This window comes from Rarobacter faecitabidus, from assembly GCF_006716265.1.
Taxonomy (GTDB): domain Bacteria; phylum Actinomycetota; class Actinomycetes; order Actinomycetales; family Cellulomonadaceae; genus Rarobacter; species Rarobacter faecitabidus.
This window is the reverse complement of the sequence record NZ_VFOS01000001.1, coordinates 26,095-48,290: the sequence shown is the minus strand read 5'-3', so window position 1 is coordinate 48,290 and position 22,196 is coordinate 26,095. Positions and strand designations below refer to the sequence as shown.

Genomic DNA, 22,196 nt, shown 5'->3' with positions numbered 1-22,196 from the left:
GGTAGATCGCCTGCGGCTCGAGCCCGGCTTCGCGATTCACTTTGGGGGCGTCGTGTGCGCCCATTTTGTGCTCATCCCGCGGTCGGGAGCACCGCACCTGCACGAAGCGGGCGCCAACGATGCGTGAGGCGACGGCCGCGCAACGCTACTTGTCGCCGATGCGGACCACGAGTTCGATCTCGACCGGGGCGTCCAATGGCAGTACCGCCACCCCAACGGCGCTACGGGCGTGAGCTCCTGCCTCCCCGAAGATCTGCCCCAGGATTGCACTCGCCCCATTGACGACGCCGGGCTGGCCGGTGAATTCGGGGTGGGAGGCGACGTATCCGACGACCTTGACGACCTGCACCACGCGATCGAGCGAACCGACCTGGGCTGCGACGGCCGCGACGGCGTTGAGGGCGGCGATGCGTGCCAGATCGCGAGCGACGTCGGGATCGACGAGGCCGTCGCCCACACCCACCTTGCCCGTGGCCGGCAGCTTGCCATCGATCAGCGGAAGCTGGCCGGCCGTCCAGACCAGTTCGCCGGCGCGCAGCGCGGGAACGTAGTTCGCCAGCGGCGCTACGACGGGCGGGAGATCGATTCCGAGTTGCGCCAAGCGCGCAGATACCGAACCCGACACCTGCTACTCCGCCTTGGGCCGCTTGAGATATGCCACCAGGCCGTTCCCGTCGGGACCGGTCACGACCGTGACCAGCTCCCAGCCTTCCGAGCCCCAGTTGTCGAGGATCTGCTTGGTCGCGTGCGAGATGAGCGGGACGGTGACGTACTCCCATGTGGTTGCCATTCCCACAGCCTACTTGTGTTCACGAGAGAGTTACACGATCCCCACACCTTTTACGATCCGTGTTCGGGCTGAATTCCAGGGAAATCCCGTACCCTTGTGGGCATGCCTTCTGCTCCCTCCGCCGCCCGTTCTGGACGCCGTGGACCGCACAAGCTCAACGCAGCGGCTCTGTTCGCATCGCTTGGCCTGTTCGTTGTCCTATCGCTCGTTGGCGGGGTCCTCGCTGGCGCTCTCGTGGCGCCGTTCGCCGTGGGTGCGTCCAAGGTCACGAGCGGTGGCGTCGAACTGTTCGACACTCTGCCCACCGACATTGAGGCGGGCAAGCTCTCCGAAGCCAGTTACCTTTTCGCCAGCGACGGCAAGACGCTGCTCGCGACGTACTACTGGGAGAACCGCATCATCAAGCCGCTCGGGCAGATCAACAAGAACCTGCAGAACGCGGTGATCGCAACTGAGGACAAGCGGTTCTACGAGCACGGCGCCATCGACATGATGGGCATGTCGCGCGCGCTGGTGAACAACGCGATGGAACGCGACACCCAGGGCGCCTCGACTCTCACGCAGCAGTATGTGAAGAACTTGCTCATCGAAAAGGCGAACTCGTCCGACGACTCCGAAGGTGTGACTGAGGCCACCGAGGGCACGTACGAGCGTAAGCTGCGCGAGGCGCGGCTGGCCATCGCGCTCGAGAAGACGATGACGAAGGACGAGATCCTCGAGGGCTACCTGAACATCGCCCAGTTCGGCAAATCGGTCTATGGTGCGGAGGCCGCCGCGCAGCACTATTTCAGCGTGCCCGCTGCGGACCTGTCAGTTGTGCAGGCGGCGACGATCGCGGGGATCACCCAGCGCCCGAATGCCTATGATCCGACGGTCCACCCCGAGGCCGCGGAGCGCCGCCGCAATATCGTCCTGAACCTGATGTATCAGCAGTCGGTCATCACCCGTGAAGAATATGAAGAGGCCCGCAACACCCCGCTCGCTGACACCCTCGACGTGCAGGAAATCAAGCAGGGTTGCACCGCCGCGAAGTCGGCTGCGTTCTTCTGCGACTACGTCACCAAGGTGATCACGCAGGATCCAGTGTTCGGCAAGACCACACAAGAACGCACGCAACTGCTCTACCGTGGCGGCCTGCGCATCGTCACGACGATCGACCTCAAGTTGCAAAAGAAGGCGACGAAGATCCTGAAGGATTCGATTCCGGCGAACGAGGCGAACGGCATCGCTACCGCCATGACCTCGGTTCAGCCGGGAACCGGGGAGATCGTCGTTATGGCGCAGAACCGGTCATATGATGCGAGCGAGAATCCGAAGAAGTACACGACAGCGATCAACTACAACACCGATCAGGAGCACGGCGGATCGCGCGGCTTCCAGCCGGGGTCGACGTTCAAGCCGTACACGCTCGTGGCCTGGCTGCGGGCGGGCAAGCGCCTGAACGATGTCGTGGACGGTACGGGGAGAACGTACCAGCAGAGTTCCTTCCGCGCTTCCTGCACCAGCTTCGGCGGCACGTACGCACCGGGCAACTCCGAGGGTGTCCGCCGCGGACGCATGTCGGTCCTGACCGCCACGGCACAGTCGGTGAACACCGGATACATCGCCATGGCCAATCAGCTCGATCAATGCGACATCGCGGACGCAGCCTACGACACGGGATTCCGCCCTTCACTGACGAACGGTGAGGACCTGTCCAACTCGTACTTCACCGATGACGGCGTCGAAGTGACGCCGTCGATGACCCTGGGTATCCAGAACACGTCGCCACTCGCGCAGGCCGCGGCATTCGCCACCTTCGCGAACCAGGGCAAGTACTGCGAGCCGATTGCCATCTTGTCGGTGACGACCACCGAGGGTAAGAAGCTCGACGTGCCGAAGGCGAACTGCCGCCGCACCATCACGGCGGACATCGCCAACACCGTGACCTACGCGCTGCAGCGCGTGCCGAAGGCTGGAGGCAGCGCCCCCGGCGCCGCGCTCTCCGGTGGAAGGCCGTCCGCGGGCAAGACGGGTACGGCCGGGAATAGCACGCACACCTGGTTCGTCGGCTTTACCCCGCAGCTTTCGACCGCGGTGTGGGTCGGTAACCCCAGCAAGGACGTGGTCATGCGCGGTATCAGCGTCGCGGGCCGTCCCCGTCAGACGATCTTCGGAAGCACGATCGCGGCGCCGGAGTGGAAGTCCTTCATGGACGTCGCGCTGGCCAAGAAGCCGGTCAAGCAGTTCCCCGCGCCCGCCTGGTCGATGGTCGGCCCGGCACCGGTCCTGACGACGAACAAGGACGAGAAGGACAAGGAGAAGGACGGCGACAAGAAGTCCTCTGATTCCGGCAAGGACAAGGGCAAGTCGAGCGGCAAAGGCAGCTCGAAGGGGAAGAAGGATTGACCCCGGCGGGCGATGACGCAACGTCCACACTAGTTCGCCGCGGCGTTCTGACCGCAGGAGCCGCACTCGCCGCAGCTGCCGGCATCACTTGCTACGCAGCTGCCGAGGCCCGCAACTATCAAGTCACCGAATCGGTGGTGCCGATCCTGCCGCCCGGATCGCGGGATGTGCGGCTGCTGCAGGTGTCGGACCTGCATTTGGTTCCATCCCAGGCGGCGAAGATCTCATGGCTGCGCGACCTGGCCAGCCTGTCGCCGGACTTCGTGGTCGATACTGGCGACAACTTCGGACACGCGGATGCCCTGTGGCCGCTGTTATTCGCACTCGAGCCTCTCCTGGCTTTCCCCGGGGCGTTCGTGCTGGGCTCGAACGACTACTACGCCCCGAGCTTCCGCAATCCGCTTCGCTACCTGTTAGGCCACTCAGGTACGTCGGTCCGCCGTGACCGCGAGGGCAATCTGCCGTGGCGGGCGTTCGCGGACGAGTTGACCGCCGCAGGCTGGCTCGATCTCGACAACGATCGCGGCCGCGTCGCGATCGGCGGCTCGTCGCTTGCCCTGGTGGGCTTGGACGATCCGCACATTTCGCTCGATGCCCTACCCGCCAGTTCCAAGGACGATTCCTCCATCGCACCTGCGGACGCGAAAATTGGGGTGGTCCACGCGCCGTATACTCGGGCTCTCAGTGCGCTGAAGGAAGACGGCGCGGATCTGATACTGGCCGGCCACACACACGGCGGACAGGTGTGCGTGCCCGGCTACGGGGCGCTGACCACGAACTGTGACATCGACACCGCGCGCGCCTCCGGGTTGCACGGCTGGCCTGGCGCCCGCCCAGGTGAACCCGGCGGCGAGGACTCCACCTGGCTGCACGTATCCCAGGGGGTTGGCAGCAACCCATTCGTGCGCCTGCGGCTCGCCTGTCGACCCGCCGCCAACGTGCTCATTCTTACTGCGCGCGAGCAGTAGTCGGCCGGTTTCAGTTTCGGCCGCTTCATCGGTTACAGTGGATAGGCTTTACAGCCACGGGGTGTGGCGCAGCTTGGTAGCGCGCTTCGTTCGGGACGAAGAGGTCGCAGGTTCAAATCCTGTCACCCCGACCAAATTTAGGGCTCTGATCAGTGGAAACGCTGACCGGAGCCCTTCGTCATGAAGCCGCCAAACCCGGCTCAGTACACATTTGGTACACATGACTTTGAACAGGTGCCTCTTTCAGCGCCGTCTCACGCGCCATCTCAAGAGCCTCCGCGACCTCATCAAGGCGGTCTGGCCACAGGTGCCCGTAGGTGTTCAGCGTCTCTGTGGCGTCTTTGTGTCCGAGCATCTGCTGGACGACCTTGACGTCGGCTCCCGCGGCTATCGCTGAACTAGCGGCCGTGTGCCGCAGCTTGTGGGGCGTGAGGCCTTCACCTTCCAGGCCAGCGTCCTTGATCGCGTACCGCCAGACGCGTTGCCGCCAGTTGTGGTCCCGTGGAAGTAGTGCCCCTTTAAGTGGTGTAGCCCTCGGTGACCGGCTCGTCGTTCCTGACGTAGACGCGGTCACCGTGTGATCCTTCGAGAAAGCTCTCTACTTCTCACTCGAATGGAGTCATCACGATGACCGCTCCTCATATTGTCGACCCTGCGAGCGTGCTCGCTGAAGCCCTGACCGACGCGTCGCCGGATCTGATGCGCAGCTTGCTGCAGACAACGATCAACGCGCTGCTGTCCGCCGACGCAGACGCCGTCGTCGGTGCGGAGTGGGGCAAGCCCTCACCCGACCGGACCGCGCAGCGCAACGGCTACCGGCACCGCGACCTGGACACCCGCGTCGGCAGGATCGACGTCGCGATTCCAAAGCTGCGCCAGGGGACGTACTTCCCGGACTGGTTGCTCGAGCGCCGCAAACGGGCTGAGTCCGCGCTGATCACCGTGATCGCGGACTGCTACCTCGCCGGGGTCTCGACCCGCCGGATGGACAAGCTCGTGAAGACCCTCGGAATCCACTCCCTCTCCAAGTCCCAGGTCTCGCGTATGGCGGCCGACCTCGATGAGCATGTCGACCAGTTCCGCCACCGGCCGCTCGGCGACGCCGGGCCGTTCACGTTCATCGCCGCCGACGCACTGACCATGAAGGTCCGCGAAGGCGGCCGGGTGATCAACGCGGTCGTGTTGATCGCGACCGGCGTCAACGCCGACGGGCGCCGCGAAGTCCTCGGGCTTCGGGTCGCGACCTCGGAGACCGGGGCAGCATGGAACTCGTTCTTTGCTGACCTCGTCGCCCGCGGCCTGGACGGGTCCGCCTCGTCACCAGTGACGCGCACGCCGGGCTGGTCGAAGCCATCGCGGCGAACCTGCCCGGCGCTGTCTGGCAACGCTGCCGCACCCATTACGCCGCGAACCTGATGTCTGTGACACCGAAGACCATGTGGCCGGCCGTCAAAGCGATGCTGCACTCCGTCTACGACCAGCCCGACGCGGCTTCCGTGAACGCCCAGTTCGATCGGCTCCTGGACTACGTCGAGGACAAGCTCCCGGACGCGTTCGAGCACCTCGACACCGCACGGGCAGACATCCTCGCGTTCACCAGGTTCCCCGAAGGGCTCTGGCAGCAGATCTGGTCGAACAATCCGAACGAGCGGCTCAACCGGGAGATCCACCGCCGCACCGACTCCGTCGGGATCTTCCCAAACCGGGACGCGATCATCCGCCTCGTCGGCGCCGTGCTCGCCGAGCAGACCGACGAATGGGCAGAAGGGCGCCGCTACCTCGGCCTCGACATTCTCGCCAAGAGCAGACTCACCCTCGTCGCCGACAACAGCCCCGAGGAGGTGACCGACCCCATCCTCGAACTCAGCGCCTAACCCTCAAACCGAAGGACCGAGCGCTACACCACCACCGGGGACTTGACCCCCTCAAATAGGGCCCCACAAACAGGTGTGGTGCCGCCCCTGATCCTTGCCAGAGACGGCACCACACCGCAGTACGCTAGAGCCCTTACGGTGGCAGGCAAGCCACCTTCACCTACGCTCAAACAGAAATTAGGTCAGTAGCTACCGCCCCGCGGATAGTGCTTATTAGAGTTGCGAACGGAACAATGCGAGGGTGTCCTGCGCAAGAGCTTGCAACCACGGAGCATCCAATGCTAAATACCCAATCAAAGACTCCGCAGCATTCGCGAAACCCAATAGCAACGCGATGGCCCACGTCAGGTAGTCCGAGTTCTCAAGGGCGAAGCCTGCTGAATTCAGACCTGGCACATTGGGATCATGGGCTATGCCCACAAGATTAGGCACAGTAACGTGTGGTTGGCCGTGAACACTGGCGGATAGAAATCGGTAGAGCATAATACCGACATCGCTTGATTTGTCGGGTCCGCGATGAAGAAGAGCGTCCACTAACTTCATCTCTCCAAGTTGTGCTTCACCTATGCGAGCAGGCTGGATCCAATCGCCTCTGTTTTTCGATGGCGTCCAGTTTTCGGCTGGCAGAAGCAGCGCAGCACTTCTTCGAATGCACTCTTCGAACTCTTGCTGATTCTGAAGCTCCTTCGTGCGGACCGGTTCTGAAGCCGTCAATAGCAGGTTCCGCATCTCTGCGCTACCGACAAGACGCCTATTAGCCCACCGTCGAACACGCTCTGCCGGCTCGATGCCTTGGGTGTAGATCCAATCGATCTGGGCCATCGCCGCGAGACTAGCGCGGGCTTGCGTCGCCACACCTAAGATCGACCTTTCGGTCTTGCCGAGGATTGCGAATGATCGGATATGGTCCGCTGCCATGGCGCACATACCGGAAACGCCAGAATTGATCTCAACACCAGCATCCGACCATTCGCCTGCCCATTGAGCAGACTCCTGCAAAGAGAGCGCGGGACTACCCGCAGCGGCCTGGGTGCGCCCGAGACGTTCCAATGCTGATGCTATTTTCGCCATTTCACGGCTCGTAGCGGCGAAGCCCGGGTGAAGATCTTTCGGTTGTTCCATGCAAGCATTTTCTCTCGTCGTGCACTGAAGCTGTGAGGTTGTTCAGGTACGTTAGACAACATGGTGGGCACTACATACTGGCCGAACCTGCAATCGGGCGGTTTGCCATCAGAGACGACCGGCGAAGCATGGCACTACACAAGCGCGCATAGCCTCACACGGATAGACGAATCTGACGTCATGCACGCATCGCACATAGTGTCGCTCAACGACCCCTCTGAGTTGGAGTACGGTCTCTCCCTGGTGCGCGAAGCGCTGGCCGGTGACAATTTGGATGGAGAACTCCGGCGAGTCTTCGACTCACACCAGGAAGAAATCGCCAGGAAGACTGCCTTCTACGTGCTCTCCGCTTCGCGAAATCGTGACTTGCTGCCGCAGTTTCGCTCATACGGTACTCACGCGATTTCCCTTTCCGATGATTGCTGGATGATAGACGCAGACTTTCCCAGCCAATTCGACGAACGAACGCTATCTCCGAAGTGGCGCGAGGTGATCTACAACCGAGAGTCCGCCCAGGCGGTCCTCCGACGCGCGGCTGAGGAATGCTCCGCAACAATTTGGACCGCGGAGGCGCATGCGCCACATGAGGTGTTACGCCAAGCCCGTGTGGCCGCAGTTGAATACTTGGTGTTCTGGGCGCTTCACCTGAAGCACCCTGCATACGCAAGTGAGCAAGAAATCCGAATCGTCTTTGATCTCTCTACCGACACCCCGCCGCTTATCAAAGCAACCGAGTCAGGCTCAATGGTCCCGTACCTGAAGGTCCGACCACAATCGGGGCCGCTGTTCTATGCAGTGCATCTGGGTCCGACCGCAAACTCTGCGAGTCATTCCATTTCAGCATCAGCTGCAGTTGAAAGGCGCCGTCGCCAGACTTCACCGCTCGATGTTCTCCCTTCGCGTTTCTCGGTCACTAATTCAGAGATTCCTTTTCGGCAATAGCCGCCCTCCCAAATGCTCGAGTTAATAGCTCTTCACGATCCATGGTGAAGCTGAAGTCTGAATCCTCCCGCTTCGAGCAGGATCCTCGTGATGTAGTGCCTGAGGTTGCGGAACCCGAGCGCAGTCCCGATGGACAGCGCAGCCGCCCTTCACTCATGTCCGACCGGTATTGCATGATGACCTCATGATTAACGAAGCTGAACCCGTGAAGGGTAAAACCTGGTATGAACGCGACTATCCGGTGCTGGTGGCCGCTGTCGCGATCTGTCAAGACAACGCATACAACCGTGCGATGACCCATGAGATTGCTCGACGCACTGGGATCGACGTTGTCGATGTAGTGAAATCGATCAACAATCTCCAAGAGCGCTATCTGTACGCAAAGGACACCAGTACCGTCGGCGCACGTGACTACATTGTCACCGGGGCAACTGCAGCGGGCCTGCAAGCAACAGATGTGTGGCCGTCAGCACAATCACTTGAGGAACGTCTTATCGCGATACTCGAAAAGCAACTCGAAGAGCTGTCCGCCGACAGCCCCAAAGCGAAGAAAGTTTAGTGGAGTCCTTGCCTCAGTCAAGGATCTCGCGAACGGGACAAGCGGCAACGTGTTCGGGAGCATGCTCTTTCAGGTGCTTGCGGGAGGCGCATAGGGCGTGGGCATGACGATGGGGCACTAGCCCGCGTGTTCTGACGGCCTGTTATTACAAGGCTGACGCGGGGTACGCCCCATCTGATTTCCAGACTACCTGAGTGGCTCTGCCGGTGTCCGGCCAATCGGTGGATGAACCGCAAATGAAAGAACGGGCCACATGCCTCCACGGAGCGGAGGGGTGACCCGTCTATCCCAGACTACCGTAATCCCTGAACGCCTTTGTCGATACCTCAAGTGGCCGTGCAGACTCGTCAACGCTCGTTACTAGAGTTCGAGATATGAAGATGGACGGCGCACCTTTTCCGCTGAGTGTTGCAGTCGACCAAATGATAGATGCACTTGATCAGGCACAAGCATTCTCACGCTGTAGCGACCGCCGGCGTCAGACAGCCGGAGGCTGCTCCACTAGTTGGAAGGTTGCGATCGCAACGTTTCCTTATACCTGACGACCTCGACCTCAAACAGCGACTTCTCCCCTTCAAGGACTGACAGAAGTTGTTTTCGGTGAGTTCGACGCGGCCAGCCGATCAGGTGTGAGTTCACTACCGTGAGAGATACGCGGATGTGAGCGATACGCGCTGCGCGCTGCAGAATTCTCAGTGCCACTTCAAACTGTTCGTGGTCCTCAGAGATCGTATCTAGGTTCCGGCCAGCGATTACTCCACGTTGCGCATCAAAGATGCCTATGGCCCGTTCAACGTACTCGTCGGTTTGCAGATACCGCAAAGCGACGACGTCTCGCCATTTCTGCGTCGACACCTTGATCCTGTCGAGGAGTTCTGGTTCGGCCTCATAAAAAACATTCGGGGCTCGACCTTCTGCAACTGCACGATTTCCCTCAGCAATAAACTCTTGGACAGCCTGGGCATCTAGGCGGTAGGCGATGTACTGAGCTTCTGCCGCTCGGAGAATTTCGGCTAGATAACTGTATCTACGGTTGAACTCGTCGGAGTTGAAACGCGCAAGGTCGCCTCCACGGACCGCGTAGATCGATATAAGCGCCCCCAAAGCAACACCAACTATGCCGAGTATCGCGGGGCTGAGCGACCCAAACGTCTCCATGCGAGAAGGTTACATGCATCCGGCAGACCCCAGGACGCTCGGTGCGCACACGCCTGCATGATCCGTGTACGACGATGGGGCAGCCTCCCGCGTGTTCTGACGGCCTGTTATTTCAAGGCTGACGCGGGGTACGCCCCCTCTGGTTTCCAGCGTACCCGCTGTGCGCCCTGGCCTCGCCGCTCCAGCCAGGTCCGGAGAATTCCATCCGAGATGCAGAGAACCCTCAGCGTTCTGCCATCTTCTGCACCCTTGAATGCGGGCCCGTAGCATCGGTTGTTCACCGCTCGACAGCCTCTACGAATGGATACGTAACGATGGATTTCCCCGAAGCTTTCTCCCGCCACTACGTCACCTACCTCACCGCCGATAGGACCACGTCGTGGCGCGACGACGAGGCCTATGCCGCACCGTTTGTCGGGCTCGGGATCGTAGACAACGAGAAACGCCGGTGGCGGGTGAAGGACGTCTGGGAGATCAAGGACACCTACTCGGGCCTCGAATGCGGCGTCTTCGCATTCGTCGAACCGGTCACAGGCACCGACGACATCCTCGCCCGACTCCCCGATGCGTAGTGCTCCCTTCTCACAGCGCACGCATTCCTAACGAGCGGTACACATTTGGTACACATGTTCACAGGACGAGGGATGACTCACACCTAGCCTGAACAGCGCCCGCCACGTTCGTAATACCAGGTCAACGGCGCTATCTGCATCTCAGAGGATTGACCGCTAGACGGCCGAAATCGGCTCAATCGTGAGAAGAGGTCGCAGGTTCAAATCCTGTCACCCCGACAAAATCAGTGAGGGCTCGGCGCCAGCCGGGTCCTCACTGATTTTATTGAACAGGGCCAGGATTTGGGAGGAGCGAGCGTCAGCGAGTGACGGCTCCTGTCACCCCGACAAAATCAGTGAGGGCTCGGCGCCAGCCGGGTCCTCACTGATTTTATTGAACAGGGCCAGGATTTGGGAGGAGCGAGCGTCAGCGAGTGACGGCTCCTGTCACCCCGACAAGGTGATGTCGCAGGACATCGGAATAGCTCGAGCCCACAACGGTGTCGACTGCAGGCGAGCATGCACCGCACGCGGCGCGGACTTGGGCAACGCAGGTCCGAGAGGATGGTGCCGACACAGGCGGTCCAGCGCGTTCGCGGTTTGGGCGAATTTCGTCCCGGCGAGCCTCTGCGGGAAACTTCCGCTAGTTCTTGGTCACACCGATGAGAATGCCACCCACAGCCACGAATGCCAGACCTCCCAGGACGAAGAACAGTTCCTTCCTGCTCTTACGCTCCCGAAGGAAGACGAGTCCCCCCACGGTCGAGATGATGACGTTCATCTGGGCGAGGGTCCAGCCCACCGCGGCACCGTTGCGCTGAATCGACAACAGAGCCGCGAGGTTTCCAGCGGCGAAGAGGATGCCGGTGACCATGTTCAGCCACGTCTTCTTGCCGAAGATGCCCACGCTGGAGTCGCGCCGTTGGTTCTTGTCGGACATCACCAGCGAAATGATGAGCGTCGTAACCACCATGACGACGGACTGGGGGAACAGCAGATCGAAGGGATCCACGGAAAAGATCAGGCTGGACGTCGCGTAGAGCACGTACCCGAGCGATGAGAGCAGCAGGATGGAGAAGCCCTGCCTGAGCACGGCAGCACCACCTCCGGCCACGGCACCGTCGCTCTTCTCGCTATAGGTGGTGAGCCACACGCCGAATATGAGCAAAAGTAGCGCCGGTACGCCCAGACCGAACTGCCAGCCGTGGCGCCACTCGTGGAAGAAGACGACGCCAACGAGCGTGGCGCCAAGCAACTGCATGCCCGTGGAGATCGGCATCGCGCGGGAGACGCCCATGAGTTCGAACGCTCGGATCTGCAGGATCTGGCCCACCGCCCACGGTGCGCCGTTCAGGCAGGCGGCGATGATCAGCGTGGCCGTCCACGATCCCGTCGCTGGCGGGCGAATGAAGAACACAGCGATGGCGACGACCAGGGCCGTCAGCACCATCCCCATCTGCTTGTTGGGGGTACGCCCGCCAAGCTTCTGCATGACGACGCCCTGCATCCCCCACCCGAAAGCGGGGATGAGGCCGATCAGGATATCCGACATGTAGTTTCCGCTCCCTGCCCGCGGTGCTTCAGGAGTTGGCGCGGCGGGCGCGCACTGCTACGGCGAGTTCACCGAGCAGTCGCTCGGTCTCGTCCCAGCCGATGCACTTGTCGGTAACGGACTTGCCGTACACCAGGCCGGATGGCGCTGGTGCCTGATTGCCTGGTTCGATGAAGCTCTCCAGCATGATCCCGAAGATGCCGTCATTGCCGGCGGCGATCGATGCCGCGAGTTCGCGCGCCACCTCGGCCTGTCGCACCTCTGATTTGCCGGAGTTACCGTGCGAGGCATCAACGACCAGACGCGGCGGCAGGCCACCCTTCACGCCGATCTCATTGGCGCCCGCCACTGAGGCGTCGTCATAGTTGGGGCCATGTGCTCCCCCGCGCAAGATGATGTGGCAGTCCGGGTTGCCTGAAGTCTCGACGGCCGCCGCGCGGCCCTGCGGATCGATGCCGAAGAACACATGCGGGCTCGCCGCGGTGATGCAGCCGTCCACGGCCGCCTGCACGGATCCCTCCGTCGCATTCTTGAAGCCGACGGGCATTGACAGTCCTGAGGCGAGTTGTCGGTGCACCTGACTCTCCGGATTGCGCGCCCCGATCGCACCCCACGAAACGGCATCGGCGATGTACTGCGGGCTGGTCGGCTCAAGGAACTCATTCGCCGCTGGCACCCCCGCTGCGAGCACGCCGAGCAGGATCTCCCTGGCCAGACGCAATCCGGTGGTGATGTCGTGGCTACCATCCAGGTGGGGGTCGTTGATCAGGCCCTTCCACCCCACCGTGGTGCGCGGCTTTTCAAAATACACGCGCATGACCACGACTAGGTCGTCTTCGAGTGACGGCACGAGCGCGGCGAGACGGCGAGCGTAGTCGAGCGCCGCGGCGGGGTCGTGGATCGAGCACGGGCCGACGACCACGACGAGCCGATCGTCACGTCCGTGAAGGACGTCGCGGATCTCGTCCCGTGCCTTGCCCACCACGTCGGAAGCGGAACCCGTAAGCGGCAGTTCGGCGAGCACTCGCTCAGGACTGGGCAGCGGCTCGAGCGCGCGCACGTGAAGGTCGGAGGTGATGGTGGGGGCGTTCATGGGCTTTCCGTTTCATCCGATTCTGACGAGGTTTCGCCAGGTCAGATCCGGCGACCGCGCGTGAGTCCGGCAGGAGCCCGTCTGACATGACGAAGGGCCCGGCTCGCTTGACGCGGCCAAGGCCCTGATTGGCTCCGGGTGGATGTTGGTCAGGCGTTCGCCCGCATGGCCCCACCAGGAGCCTGCATAAAGCGATACCAACGAGATCCGGTCACATCCGACATCGTAGCACTCGACGGTCATGGGGCTGCGGTTCCGCTCCTCGCATGCCGCGGCTCTCTCGTTGGTTGAGTGCCGCAACCGGCCGTGCTTCGAGATCTCCGCATGGAGATCGCGACGGCCGCGACACCCGCACCGCACCGAGGGAAGACCGGAGCGTGTCCACTGCATCAGTGAGTCACTACAGCCGCGAGGACACCGAATCCCGCACTCCCTTAACGCTCGATTCGCTGGTCGCGAGTTGGAGGGACTGGGAACCGCGCTGCCGACCGGTGCAGGTTTCCTCGCCTTGTCGACCCCAAACCCCGCGCACGTCTCATCGTTCAGCGCGAACGGAATCACCACGAAGTTCTTCGCCCCCGAGACGACCAGCACCTCGCTGCCAGAACTGAACTACGTCAACCAGCACTTCGACGACTTCACGTGGGTCAGAGACCGCCAGGTTCCGTCGGTCTTTGACGCGCAGGCGAACGAGTTGAACGTGGAGGTCGACCGCGCTGCCGTGAAAACGAGCGGTAGCGGCACCTTCTACCGTTGCGAGGGAAAGAAGACCGATCTGACGACGGTGCCGGGCATCGCGAACGTCCTGAGCATCAAGGCCGACCTCTATGTGGACCCGGCGTGGCGCGACCTGCCCGCAACCAATGGCCGCAAGTACAACTTCGGTCTCTGGTTCACCGTGCCCTACCAAGGACGTGATCTTCCAGGCGTGGAACACCGGTCAGGCCGGAGTCGGCACCCCTGACATCGTCAAGGCGAAGTGGTCGAACCTGCGTTTCGGGACGGCGACTCCGCTGGCAAGCGTTACTGGCGATAGCGATTTTGGCGTGCAGGCGGCGAACACGATTGGCGCGGCACGGACGTTCACGGTTACGAACACGGGCACTGCCCTGTTGGAGGTCTCTCGCGTTCGCTTGGTGGACACCGACGATGTCTCCGCCGACGACTTCCTGATCACGACCGACAACGCCTCAGGAGAGTCCTTGCAGCCTGGGCAGAGCGCGAAGGTGAAGATTCGGTTCGCTCCCTCACGTCAGAATGCAACGTCGAATGCATCGCTCGTGGTCAAGAGCAATATTGCTGGTGGTCAAACCGTTGTCGCGTTGACGGGTAACTCGACTGACCTGCCCAAGGGCGACCAAGGAGACAAGGGCGACCAAGGAGAGACCGGCGCCACCGGCCCCCATTCAGGGCAAGTCCATCGCGGGGAAGTAGCTCAAGGTCAAGTCGGCCAAGTGGAAGCCTGGCAACGTGAAGTTGACCTATGCCTGGTTCGCCAACGGCGTCAAGATCAAGAAGGCCAAGAAGAAGACTTACAAGGTCAAGGCCAAGGATGCGGGCAAGCAGATCACGGTGAGAGTCATCGGTAGCTGCCCGGGATACAACAAGGCCTTCGCGTTCAGCCTCGCGACCACCATCGCGAGCTGACACACGACCGCGATCCAACATGTTGGTTGGTGCCCGCCAATCTCAGATGATCGGGCACCAACCAGCATCCGCGTGACGGCCTCGCGCCACGCCCACCGCCGATGTTGAGTCGCACCAGCCTTGGCGGGAAAATCGTCCGTAGTCGATCTCAGGACTGGCAACCCCGCCTGGAACCGAACCGCTAGCGGTCCGCCGACGGGAAGGCGATCACATAGCGTGAAGATGCACGCGAGCGATACTTCCTACAGCGATCCCGACTTCCAGTAACCCTTGACGACGGTGCCGTCGCTGTCGAGCCCCCAGCGTTCTAGAAGGAGGTTGCGTCCAGCCACGACCACCCGCTGTTCCGCGGCGACAAAGCCAAATACGGAGCCCGCGGGCCGGTCAGCCGTATCGAAAGCATCCAGCGCGGCGATCAGGGCATCCCCTGGCCTGCCCGAACCGCGATGCACGAACTCAACCGGAACCGGGGCATCGATCTCGATCTCATGCGCCGAGTCTTCGACCTCAACGATGATGCGCGCGGTAGCCTCCGCGGGGATGGCCGCCGCGTAGCGCCGTATCTGCGCGACGGCGGACTCGTCCCCCGCCAGGAACCACGAATCGGGCGAGCCCTCGAAATGCAGAGAGCGGCGCGGGCCAGCGACGATCAGTGGAGCGCCGATCGGCGCAGTACCGGCCCACACGCCAGCCACGCCCTGAGTACCGTGCGAAACAAACTCGAAGTCGAGCCAGTCCTCGCCCCAGGCTAGCGGCGTGAATTCGCGGCTCGGGAAATCGCGGATGGCGTCGTCCTCGATGTCCAGGCTGTCGACGAAGAACAGTCTGACGTGATCGTCCACGCCGCCGTGCGCTCCGAACCCGCGAAGTGATTCGCCCGTCACGCGCACCCGCACGTAGCTCGGGTTGATCCACTCGCGCCGGGTGAGCGTGACCCGGCGGAAGGCGAGTTCGGCTGGCCGACGCTCCAGGCTGAAGGACTGTTCGGGCTGGCTCTCGTTCGTCACAACGCACCTCAAATTCAATAGATAAGGTAAGACTTGCTTAGAAGGCTAATGCACGAAGGGCGACGTAGCGCCTCCCGAGAGGAAGCGTTTCCGTCGCCCTTGCGCTATTGCCGGTTCAGGCCACGGGCCCCCGCGTCAGCGCGGCGGTCGCGTTGTGCGAGGCGCCGCTGGAATCGGACCAGGCGATTTCCACAATGTCCCCCGGATCGTGGGCACCGATGGCGGCACTGAGTTCATCCTGGGATGCGACAGCCACGCCATCCACGGCAGTGATGAGATCGCCGGACACGATCCCCGCTGCAGCGGCGGCGGTCTCCGGGTAGACCTCAGCAACCTCGACGCCGTTGCTGGTGGTCGAGAGGCTCGTGCCGCCCGCACCGTCGAGGCCCAGCCCCAGGGTGCCATTGGAGTAGGCCGTGGTCTCGTCCGTAGCGAGTCCGATCCCGAGGAATGCGGGGTATCCGATAGCAATCGTGCCGGATTCGCTACCCGCTTGGATCTCATCGACGATGGCCAGCGCATCGTCGATGTCTATCGCGTAACCGGCGATGTCCCGGGTTCCGCTGGACGCGGCGGTCGTCAACCCAATGACGTCGCCATCGGCATCCAGCACGGCGCCACCGGAATCGCCGGAGACGACATCCGCGTCGATCTCGATGAGTCCGCTCAGTTCCTGCCCTTCGACCGTTCCTTCGTCCTGCGTGGTGATCGTCTGATCGAGCGCGGTCACTGTACCTGGCGCGGCGGCAAGCCCTTGACCGAGCGCATTTCCGATGGCGGTCACAGCGTCTCCCGCGGTGAGATTCGGCGCGGAATCGGTCTCGGCGACGGTTAGCCCGCTCGCGTTGGTCAGTTCAAGGAGCGCCACATCGGAGTTCGCGTCGGATCCGACGAGTTCCGCCGTGTGGGTGGCACCATCGGCCGTGGTGACGCTGATCGAGGTGGCACCGGCAACGACGTGGTGGTTGGTGAGGACGAGTCCGTCCTCGGTCAGCACGATTCCCGTGCCCGCGGCCTCGCCATCGCTGTAGCCGAGATCGGTCTCGATCACCACGATGCCAGCAGTCTGCTCGTCAGTGGGGGTGTCCACGTCGAGGCCCGCGAGCGAACTGGTGTCGGCGGCGTTCATATCGCCGTAGGGAATCCGCTGCGCCCCGTCCTGCGGTAGCGCTGGCAGACCGCCCTGCGCCGCGCCGGGTGCGTAGGCGCTTCCGGGGCTTGGGTAGGCACCGGTCGCAACCGGAGCGGTGGTGGTGATCGAGGACGAGGCCTGCGTTGACGATCCTGCGGCGTTGCCGGCCCACGCCCAACCGAGCCCACCGGCGAGCAGACTGAAGGCGAGGGCGCCCGCCGCGAAAGTCATGCGGTTGTCGCGGAACAGGCTCGGCTGGTCCGCGACGCCTTGCGTGGTGCGATCTTGGCCGCCAAGGTCGTGGCTGCCATTCGTGATGTCGTCCATGTTCTGTCCTTCCCGAGACTGGCTGATGTAGCCATTCCAGCCTCGGGAACTAGGACGAACCGATGACGGCGCTATGGCGAATCTATGGATTCACTGGACGCAGCCTGGATGCGTCGACGTGCGCGCCACCGGGCTCATCACCACTGGGAAGGCGCGAAATCCTTCAGGAAACAGCCGTGCAGATCCTCGCCAGCCTCGCCGCGCACGATCGGATCGTAGACCCGTGCCGCACCATCCACCAGATCGAGCGGCGCGTGGAAGCCCTCCTCCGCCAGCCGCACCTTGGTCGGGTGAGGGCGCTCGTCGGTAATCCAGCCCGTATCGACGGCGGTCATCAGGATGCGGTCCTTTTCCAGCATCTCGGCGGCGCTCGTGCGGGTCAGCATATTGAGCGCGGCTTTGGACATGTTGGTGTGCGGGTGTCCGGGGCCCTTGTACCCGCGCGAGAAGACGCCCTCCATGGCCGAGACGTTCACGATATAGGTACGTCGCGCCGGCGAGGCCGCCATGGCCGCACGCAACCGGCTGATCAGAATGAACGGCGCGGTCTGATTACACAGTTGCACCTCGAGCAGTTCCATGGCGTCGACTTGCTCGACGGTCGCGATCCAGCTGTTGTGCTCATCGGTATCGGGGACGAGTCCTCCGGCGTCTATCGATGTCCCCGCCACCAGTCGCTCAAGTGACGCCGCATGCGCGGTAAGTGCAAGCTGGGCGACGTCCTCGTCCCCGACAGTGAGCGCAAGGGGCGGGCTCGACAGGTCAGATACCGCTCCAGCAAGGGCCCGCGGATGGGCGTCGCTGGTGTGCCCGAGCGTGTGGATCTCCGGCAACGGACCGGACGGCAGCGGCAGCAGTTCGGCATCCGCCACGTGGCTGTAGGCACCCGGGGATCTGCGGACCGTCTGCGCGGCGTTGTTGATCAGGATGTCGAGCGGCCCAGCCGCGGCGACCTGGTCCGCGAGCGCGACCACCTGCGATGGATCGCGCAGGTCAATACCGACGATGGTAAGGCGGTCCAGCCATTCGGCGGAATCCTCCATCGACGCGTATCGCCGGGCGGCGTCCTTGGGGAAACGCGTGGTGATCGTGGTGTGGGCACCATCGCGCAACAGGCGCAGAGCGATGTACATGCCGATCTTCGCCCGACCGCCGGTCAGCAGTGCACGCTTTCCGGTCAGGTCGGTACGCGCATCCCGCTTCGCATGATTGAACGCGGCACATTCGGGACACAGCTGGTGATAGAACGCATCGACCTCGGTGTATGGCCGCTTGCAGATGTAGCAGGGCCGGGCCTTGAGCAGCCGTCCGGCAATCGCGCCCTTGGCGTTCGACACGAGCGGGATGCCGCGCGTCTCATCGTCGATGCGACCAGGGCTCCCCGTGGCAGTCGACTCGATGACCGCGCGATCGGCGCTGTTGATGGCGTCCCGGCGTTCCCCTCGGCGTTGCTTCTTCGCCGCCTTGAACAGATTCGACGCGGCTCGGCGACCGGCGGCGAGTTGCGGATGATCCGAAGGGAGTCGTCCAATCTCTTCGAGCACCCGCAGAAAGGTCGCCATGTCCGCCGGCTCCACGCCGGGGTGCTCGCGCTCCGGGGCCGAGGCCAGAAGTTCAGCGGCCGCCTTCGCCGCGCTCCTTGCCGCAGCGGCCTGCTGTGCGACCTGCTGCGCGGTGAAGTCCTCAGGGGTCGACGCCGAGGCTTCTGGCTCGGGGGTGTGGCTCATGGAGATCCTTACGTACTGGCGGGGGCGCCCCCATAGTGTAGTCGTCACCCAGCTCTCGCGGGGCGCGTCAGGTGGCGCGGCGGCCTACCCGCCGACCGTCCAGCCCGCCGCCACCACGAGCGCCGCCAGTTGGACGCGATTGGCGGCGGCGGTCTTAGTCAGAATCGTCGCGATGTGCGATTTCACGGTCGTCTCCGACACGTAGTGCTCGTCCGCCACCTCGGCGTTCGTCTTGCCCTGCGTCACGGCTATTGCGATCTGGCGCTCGCGCTCCGTAAGGTCGGCGAGCCTCGCAGCCGACTCCCGCTGATGCTTGGCCGCGTCAGAGTTGCGGACGCGCTCGATGACCACGCGTGCAGCGCGCGGCGAGAGCGCCCCGTTGCCCGCAGCCACCTGCCGAATCGCGTCGATGATCTCCTCGGGACCGGAAGTCTTGGCCAAGAGACCCGACGCCCCCGCGGCCATCGCGTCGAGAATCGCGGCCTCGGTATCGAATGAGGTCAGCGCGATGATTCCCGGCGGGTTGTCCAACTCCAGGACGGCGCGCGTCGCCTCGATCCCATCGACCCGTTCCATGCGCAGGTCCATCAGCACTACATCGGGGCGATGCTCCCGAACCAGTCCCACGGCCTCGTCCCCGTCGCGTCCCACACCGGGGACCTCGATTTCATAGGACTTGAGTATCCGTCCCAGGAGTTGCAGCGTCAGCGCATCGTCGTCGATTATCACTACGCGGATCATGATGATGCCCCGTTCCCGTCCTCTGCGGGGCACCACGGAAGGCGCGCCCGGACTACCCACATGTCGTGCTCCACACCAGCGCGCAATTCTCCCCCGAGGGCGCGGGCGCGTTCCTGCATTCCGATGATTCCCGACCCGGCGCCCACGGACGCATTGACCTGCTCTTCCAACCATGAGGCCACGATGACGGTGATGCCGTCGTAGGGACTTCCCGTGACGGTGACCGTGACGGGCGACGAGGAGGAATGGCGAACCGCGTTCGTCATCGATTCCTGCACGATGCGGTAGATCGCGCTCGAAGCGATCGACGCCAAACTGTCCCCGCTACGGATATCGATGTGGTCCTGCACCCGCACGCCGGCGGCTCTCGCCTCGTCCACAATGCGCGCCAGCGCCTCGGCGGACCTGGGCGGACCCACGTAGCCGTCCACGGTGCTGTCCCGCAGGCTGCCGATCAGCGAGCGCAACTCACCCAGACCCCGATTCGCAAGGCGACGCACCGCGCGGGCGCTCGTCTTGGCGGCCTCGTCCTGAGTAACCACCTCGAGTGCCGACGCGTGCAGGGAAATGACTGACAGTTCGTGGGCGATCGTGTCGTGCATTTCGCGCGCAATCAGATCTCGTTCCTCCTGACGTTCCAGTTGACTCCGGAGGCGGACTGCCACCTGCTCGGTCTCGGCGGCGCGCGTCTGGCTACGCACCGAGTCCGCCCGATAGCGGCGAACCAACCCTAATGCTGCGCCTATGCCCCACATCATGATCGCGACGACCACGTAGCCGAGCAGGGGAAGACGGGACTCGACGCCCGTGTCGTAGTCCTTCATCGAAAACAGGACGTGTGGGGGATGGCGCAGGAAGTCGCGGCCCAACGCGACGACCGTGACCAGGGCACCCCACGCCGCCGCCAGCACCGCACGCCGCCGGGTCGTGGAGGGAATAACCCATCCCATCGCAAGGAGAGTCCCCAGCGGGTCGAGGGGCAGCACCAAGGCCGCCACGCCCACCCACCACATGATGGTCCAGGAGTATCGGGCCCGCCACACCATGACGGTTCCCGCGCCGGTACTCGCCAGGACGCCCAGAAACGCCCACGCTGCCCGCGCGGTCAGGCCGTGGGAATCCCCCGAGCTCTCGGCCGCGAAAGCGGAAAACGCCGTCCCCAGGAAGATCACGCTCGAGACGGCGCAGACCGTCGCGAATCTGTCCCACGAACGCCGCGCATTGGCATGCGGACGCGCCTGCGCGGCAGCGATGTATTGCGGGAATTGAGCGGTCACCCCTGAACGCTACCCAATGGGTGGGACAGCGTCGACCATCGAACAGCCCGGAATCTGGACCTGGAGTTCGTCCTACCGGTCGCACATCACGACCAATCGGACGATTACCCGGGCCACTGGCTTCACCTAGCGTGTTCGGAGCAGGATCACATCTACTTGACTGAAGGATTCGAAGCCATGACCGATCAGCAACCATTCCCCCAGCCCGGACCGCAGCCGCCTCACGACTCAGTACCCGTCGGCCCCGTTCCGACGGGCCCGTTGCCCACTGGACCGGTTCCCACCGGCACCGGTCCCGGCTCCGAAAAGCGCAAGAGCACCGTCGGCCTGATCGGACTCATCGCGGCGATCGCGGGCGCGCTCGTCGCATGGATTCCACTGATCGGGGTCATCGGCTGGCCGCTCTTCCTGACCGGTCTCATCCTCGGCATCGTGGGCGTCACCCGGGCGGGCGAGAAGAAGGGGACGAGCATCGCCGCGATCATCGTCTCCGTGCTCGGGCCCATCTTGGCGATCATCATTTCCGTCGCCCTGATCGCCGACTCGACCAGCGATGCCCTCAAGAACGTCACCTTGCCCTCAACCACTCCTACCGTATCCACGCCTAGCACCGCGGACGATGACTCCGACGATGCCGCCCCTCCCGCCGATGACGACAGCACCCCGGAGGATTCCGAGGACGAGCCGTCCACCGACGACGAGGTAGGCACCACCCGTGAGAACCCCGCCCCCATCGGTTCGACGATCTCAACCGACAAGTGGGAGGTGACCATCGATAGTGTCGAGATCGACGCCGCCAAGACGGTTAAGAAGAAGTACAAGGGAAGCGAAGCCGACCCCGATGAGGGGAACGTCTGGGTTCTGGTCACAATGACTGCGAAGTACATCGGCGACGATAAGGGCGGCGATATGCCTTGGGCGACCGTTGACTATGTCACGGCCGACGGCAACACGATTGACACCGACACCACGGGCTACTTTCTCGACGGCAGCTTCGACAGCACGAGCAAGCTCTACACGGGCGCCTCCACGACGGGCACGATCCTGTTCCAGGTTCCGAAGGACACCGCCGATCAGGGCGTCCTTTCCGTCTCGCCCGACCTCTTCGGCGACTCCACGTTCGTGGCGGTTAAGTAGGCGACTACTCAACCACGCCCGTAGCGGGCCCGGTCACCGGCGAAAGTCGGCGGCTGGGCCCATTTCATTTGGGTTGAAACGCAAATAATGTCAGGATCGCATGCAAGTTCCATGCCAGATCGCCTCTGACATATTCGTTGCTATTACAGGGAAAATCTGGCATTGGTGGTAAATTGCAAGACGAAGCATGCGCAAATAATCGCC

Annotated in this window: 20 protein-coding genes, 1 tRNA gene and 1 pseudogene; 10 read left to right on the top strand and 12 right to left on the bottom strand. The window is 63.1% G+C overall.

Features of this window, described 5'->3' with window-relative positions; genetic code table 11:
* Positions 1 to 145 precede the first annotated feature (145 nt).
* Both FB461_RS00290 and sp36 read right to left on the bottom strand, forming a co-directional pair.
* Positions 146 to 625, bottom strand: a complete 480-nt coding sequence (locus tag FB461_RS00290) for a RidA family protein (RefSeq protein ID WP_142117890.1) — start codon at positions 623 to 625, stop codon at positions 146 to 148.
* A 3-nt stretch (positions 626 to 628) separates the two neighbouring features.
* Positions 629 to 790 carry a Sp36 family protein gene (gene sp36, locus FB461_RS00285; protein WP_142117888.1) on the bottom strand — a complete coding sequence of 54 codons (162 nt, stop codon included), beginning with the start codon at positions 788 to 790 and terminating at the stop codon, positions 629 to 631.
* A 102-nt stretch (positions 791 to 892) separates the two neighbouring features.
* Here sp36 and FB461_RS00280 point away from each other — a divergent pair, with 102 nt between their 5' ends.
* The 3 genes from FB461_RS00280 to FB461_RS00270 all read left to right on the top strand — a co-directional run bounded on the left by FB461_RS00280 (position 893) and on the right by FB461_RS00270 (position 4,280).
* Positions 893 to 3,178 carry a transglycosylase domain-containing protein gene (locus FB461_RS00280; protein WP_142117886.1) on the top strand — a complete coding sequence of 762 codons (2,286 nt, stop codon included), beginning with the start codon at positions 893 to 895 and terminating at the stop codon, positions 3,176 to 3,178.
* The gene (locus FB461_RS00275; protein WP_246045929.1) at positions 3,175 to 4,146 is read left to right on the top strand and encodes a metallophosphoesterase; all 972 of its coding nucleotides are present in this window, start codon (positions 3,175 to 3,177) and stop codon (positions 4,144 to 4,146) included. The genes FB461_RS00280 and FB461_RS00275 overlap by 4 nt, the downstream gene beginning before the upstream one ends.
* A gap of 57 nt (positions 4,147 to 4,203) precedes the next feature.
* A tRNA-Pro gene (locus FB461_RS00270) sits at positions 4,204 to 4,280 on the top strand.
* 44 nt (positions 4,281 to 4,324) lie between these two features.
* On the opposite strand, the gene FB461_RS00265 is transcribed toward FB461_RS00270, so the two are convergent.
* Positions 4,325 to 4,720 (bottom strand): tyrosine-type recombinase/integrase, encoded by a 396-nt coding sequence (locus FB461_RS00265; RefSeq protein ID WP_142117884.1) that lies wholly within the window; start codon positions 4,718 to 4,720, stop codon positions 4,325 to 4,327.
* Positions 4,721 to 4,773: 53 nt separating this feature from the next.
* Here FB461_RS00265 and FB461_RS00260 point away from each other — a divergent pair.
* A pseudogene (locus FB461_RS00260) lies at positions 4,774 to 6,020 on the top strand (IS256 family transposase).
* Positions 6,021 to 6,233: 213 nt separating this feature from the next.
* Here the strand turns inward: FB461_RS00260 and FB461_RS00255 are convergent.
* On the bottom strand, positions 6,234 to 7,142 hold the full coding sequence (locus FB461_RS00255) for a hypothetical protein (RefSeq protein ID WP_142117882.1): 909 nt from the start codon (positions 7,140 to 7,142) through the stop codon (positions 6,234 to 6,236).
* Positions 7,143 to 7,202: 60 nt separating this feature from the next.
* Here FB461_RS00255 and FB461_RS00250 point away from each other — a divergent pair, with 60 nt between their 5' ends.
* Positions 7,203 to 8,084, top strand: a complete 882-nt coding sequence (locus FB461_RS00250; RefSeq protein ID WP_142117880.1) for a class II fructose-bisphosphate aldolase — start codon at positions 7,203 to 7,205, stop codon at positions 8,082 to 8,084.
* A gap of 184 nt (positions 8,085 to 8,268) precedes the next feature.
* On the top strand, positions 8,269 to 8,643 hold the full coding sequence (locus tag FB461_RS00245) for a hypothetical protein (RefSeq protein WP_142117878.1): 375 nt from the start codon (positions 8,269 to 8,271) through the stop codon (positions 8,641 to 8,643).
* A gap of 501 nt (positions 8,644 to 9,144) precedes the next feature.
* On the opposite strand, the gene FB461_RS00240 is transcribed toward FB461_RS00245, so the two are convergent.
* Positions 9,145 to 9,801, bottom strand: coding sequence for a hypothetical protein (locus FB461_RS00240; protein ID WP_142117876.1), 657 nt, complete (start codon positions 9,799 to 9,801; stop codon positions 9,145 to 9,147).
* A 314-nt stretch (positions 9,802 to 10,115) separates the two neighbouring features.
* Between FB461_RS00240 and FB461_RS00235 the strand changes: the two genes are divergently transcribed.
* Positions 10,116 to 10,373 (top strand): hypothetical protein, encoded by a 258-nt coding sequence (locus FB461_RS00235; RefSeq protein WP_142117875.1) that lies wholly within the window; start codon positions 10,116 to 10,118, stop codon positions 10,371 to 10,373.
* A gap of 622 nt (positions 10,374 to 10,995) precedes the next feature.
* Here FB461_RS00235 and FB461_RS00230 read toward each other — a convergent pair.
* Positions 10,996 to 11,904, bottom strand: a complete 909-nt coding sequence (locus FB461_RS00230; RefSeq protein WP_142117873.1) for a GRP family sugar transporter — start codon at positions 11,902 to 11,904, stop codon at positions 10,996 to 10,998.
* Between the two features lie 28 nt (positions 11,905 to 11,932).
* A complete protein-coding gene (locus FB461_RS00225) occupies positions 11,933 to 12,997 on the bottom strand; it encodes a 3-deoxy-7-phosphoheptulonate synthase (RefSeq protein ID WP_142117870.1) in 1,065 nt (354 codons plus the stop codon).
* Between the two features lie 508 nt (positions 12,998 to 13,505).
* Between FB461_RS00225 and FB461_RS11900 the strand changes: the two genes are divergently transcribed.
* Positions 13,506 to 13,961: a hypothetical protein gene (locus FB461_RS11900; protein WP_170222518.1), complete on the top strand. Its 456-nt coding sequence runs from the start codon at positions 13,506 to 13,508 to the stop codon at positions 13,959 to 13,961.
* Between the two features lie 506 nt (positions 13,962 to 14,467).
* Positions 14,468 to 14,644, top strand: a complete 177-nt coding sequence (locus FB461_RS12190; protein ID WP_246045928.1) for a hypothetical protein — start codon at positions 14,468 to 14,470, stop codon at positions 14,642 to 14,644.
* A 242-nt stretch (positions 14,645 to 14,886) separates the two neighbouring features.
* Here FB461_RS12190 and FB461_RS00215 read toward each other — a convergent pair whose 3' ends face one another.
* The 5 genes from FB461_RS00215 to FB461_RS00195 form a co-directional block, all read right to left on the bottom strand.
* The gene (locus tag FB461_RS00215) at positions 14,887 to 15,651 is read right to left on the bottom strand and encodes a siderophore-interacting protein (RefSeq protein ID WP_142117866.1); all 765 of its coding nucleotides are present in this window, start codon (positions 15,649 to 15,651) and stop codon (positions 14,887 to 14,889) included.
* A gap of 115 nt (positions 15,652 to 15,766) precedes the next feature.
* A complete protein-coding gene (locus tag FB461_RS00210) occupies positions 15,767 to 17,110 on the bottom strand; it encodes a S1C family serine protease (protein WP_142117864.1) in 1,344 nt (447 codons plus the stop codon).
* Between the two features lie 137 nt (positions 17,111 to 17,247).
* The gene (locus FB461_RS00205; RefSeq protein ID WP_142120567.1) at positions 17,248 to 18,672 is read right to left on the bottom strand and encodes an SDR family oxidoreductase; all 1,425 of its coding nucleotides are present in this window, start codon (positions 18,670 to 18,672) and stop codon (positions 17,248 to 17,250) included.
* A 249-nt stretch (positions 18,673 to 18,921) separates the two neighbouring features.
* A complete protein-coding gene (locus tag FB461_RS00200) occupies positions 18,922 to 19,566 on the bottom strand; it encodes a response regulator transcription factor (protein ID WP_211349811.1) in 645 nt (214 codons plus the stop codon).
* An 8-nt stretch (positions 19,567 to 19,574) separates the two neighbouring features.
* Positions 19,575 to 20,855, bottom strand: coding sequence for a sensor histidine kinase (locus FB461_RS00195; RefSeq protein WP_142117860.1), 1,281 nt, complete (start codon positions 20,853 to 20,855; stop codon positions 19,575 to 19,577).
* Positions 20,856 to 21,032: 177 nt separating this feature from the next.
* Here FB461_RS00195 and FB461_RS00190 point away from each other — a divergent pair, with 177 nt between their 5' ends.
* Positions 21,033 to 21,992, top strand: coding sequence for a DUF4352 domain-containing protein (locus FB461_RS00190; protein ID WP_142117858.1), 960 nt, complete (start codon positions 21,033 to 21,035; stop codon positions 21,990 to 21,992).
* Positions 21,993 to 22,196 lie beyond the last annotated feature (204 nt).

Excerpts from the sequence above, each read along its gene's own strand:
- FB461_RS00250 (WP_142117880.1), top strand. The coding sequence starts at position 7,203 with ATGGTGGGCACTACATACTGGCCGAACCTGCAATCGGGCGGTTTGCCA.
- FB461_RS00240 (WP_142117876.1), bottom strand. The coding sequence starts at position 9,801 with ATGGAGACGTTTGGGTCGCTCAGCCCCGCGATACTCGGCATAGTTGGT.
- FB461_RS00235 (WP_142117875.1), top strand. The coding sequence starts at position 10,116 with ATGGATTTCCCCGAAGCTTTCTCCCGCCACTACGTCACCTACCTCACC.
- FB461_RS00190 (WP_142117858.1), top strand. The coding sequence starts at position 21,033 with ATGACCGATCAGCAACCATTCCCCCAGCCCGGACCGCAGCCGCCTCAC.
- sp36 (WP_142117888.1), bottom strand. The coding sequence starts at position 790 with ATGGCAACCACATGGGAGTACGTCACCGTCCCGCTCATCTCGCACGCG.
- FB461_RS00205 (WP_142120567.1), bottom strand. The coding sequence starts at position 18,672 with ATGGCGACCTTTCTGCGGGTGCTCGAAGAGATTGGACGACTCCCTTCG.
- FB461_RS00255 (WP_142117882.1), bottom strand. The coding sequence starts at position 7,142 with ATGGAACAACCGAAAGATCTTCACCCGGGCTTCGCCGCTACGAGCCGT.
- FB461_RS00245 (WP_142117878.1), top strand. The coding sequence starts at position 8,269 with ATGATTAACGAAGCTGAACCCGTGAAGGGTAAAACCTGGTATGAACGC.
- FB461_RS00280 (WP_142117886.1), top strand. The coding sequence starts at position 893 with ATGCCTTCTGCTCCCTCCGCCGCCCGTTCTGGACGCCGTGGACCGCAC.
- FB461_RS00210 (WP_142117864.1), bottom strand. The coding sequence starts at position 17,110 with ATGGACGACATCACGAATGGCAGCCACGACCTTGGCGGCCAAGATCGC.
- FB461_RS00225 (WP_142117870.1), bottom strand. The coding sequence starts at position 12,997 with ATGAACGCCCCCACCATCACCTCCGACCTTCACGTGCGCGCGCTCGAG.
- FB461_RS00230 (WP_142117873.1), bottom strand. The coding sequence starts at position 11,904 with ATGTCGGATATCCTGATCGGCCTCATCCCCGCTTTCGGGTGGGGGATG.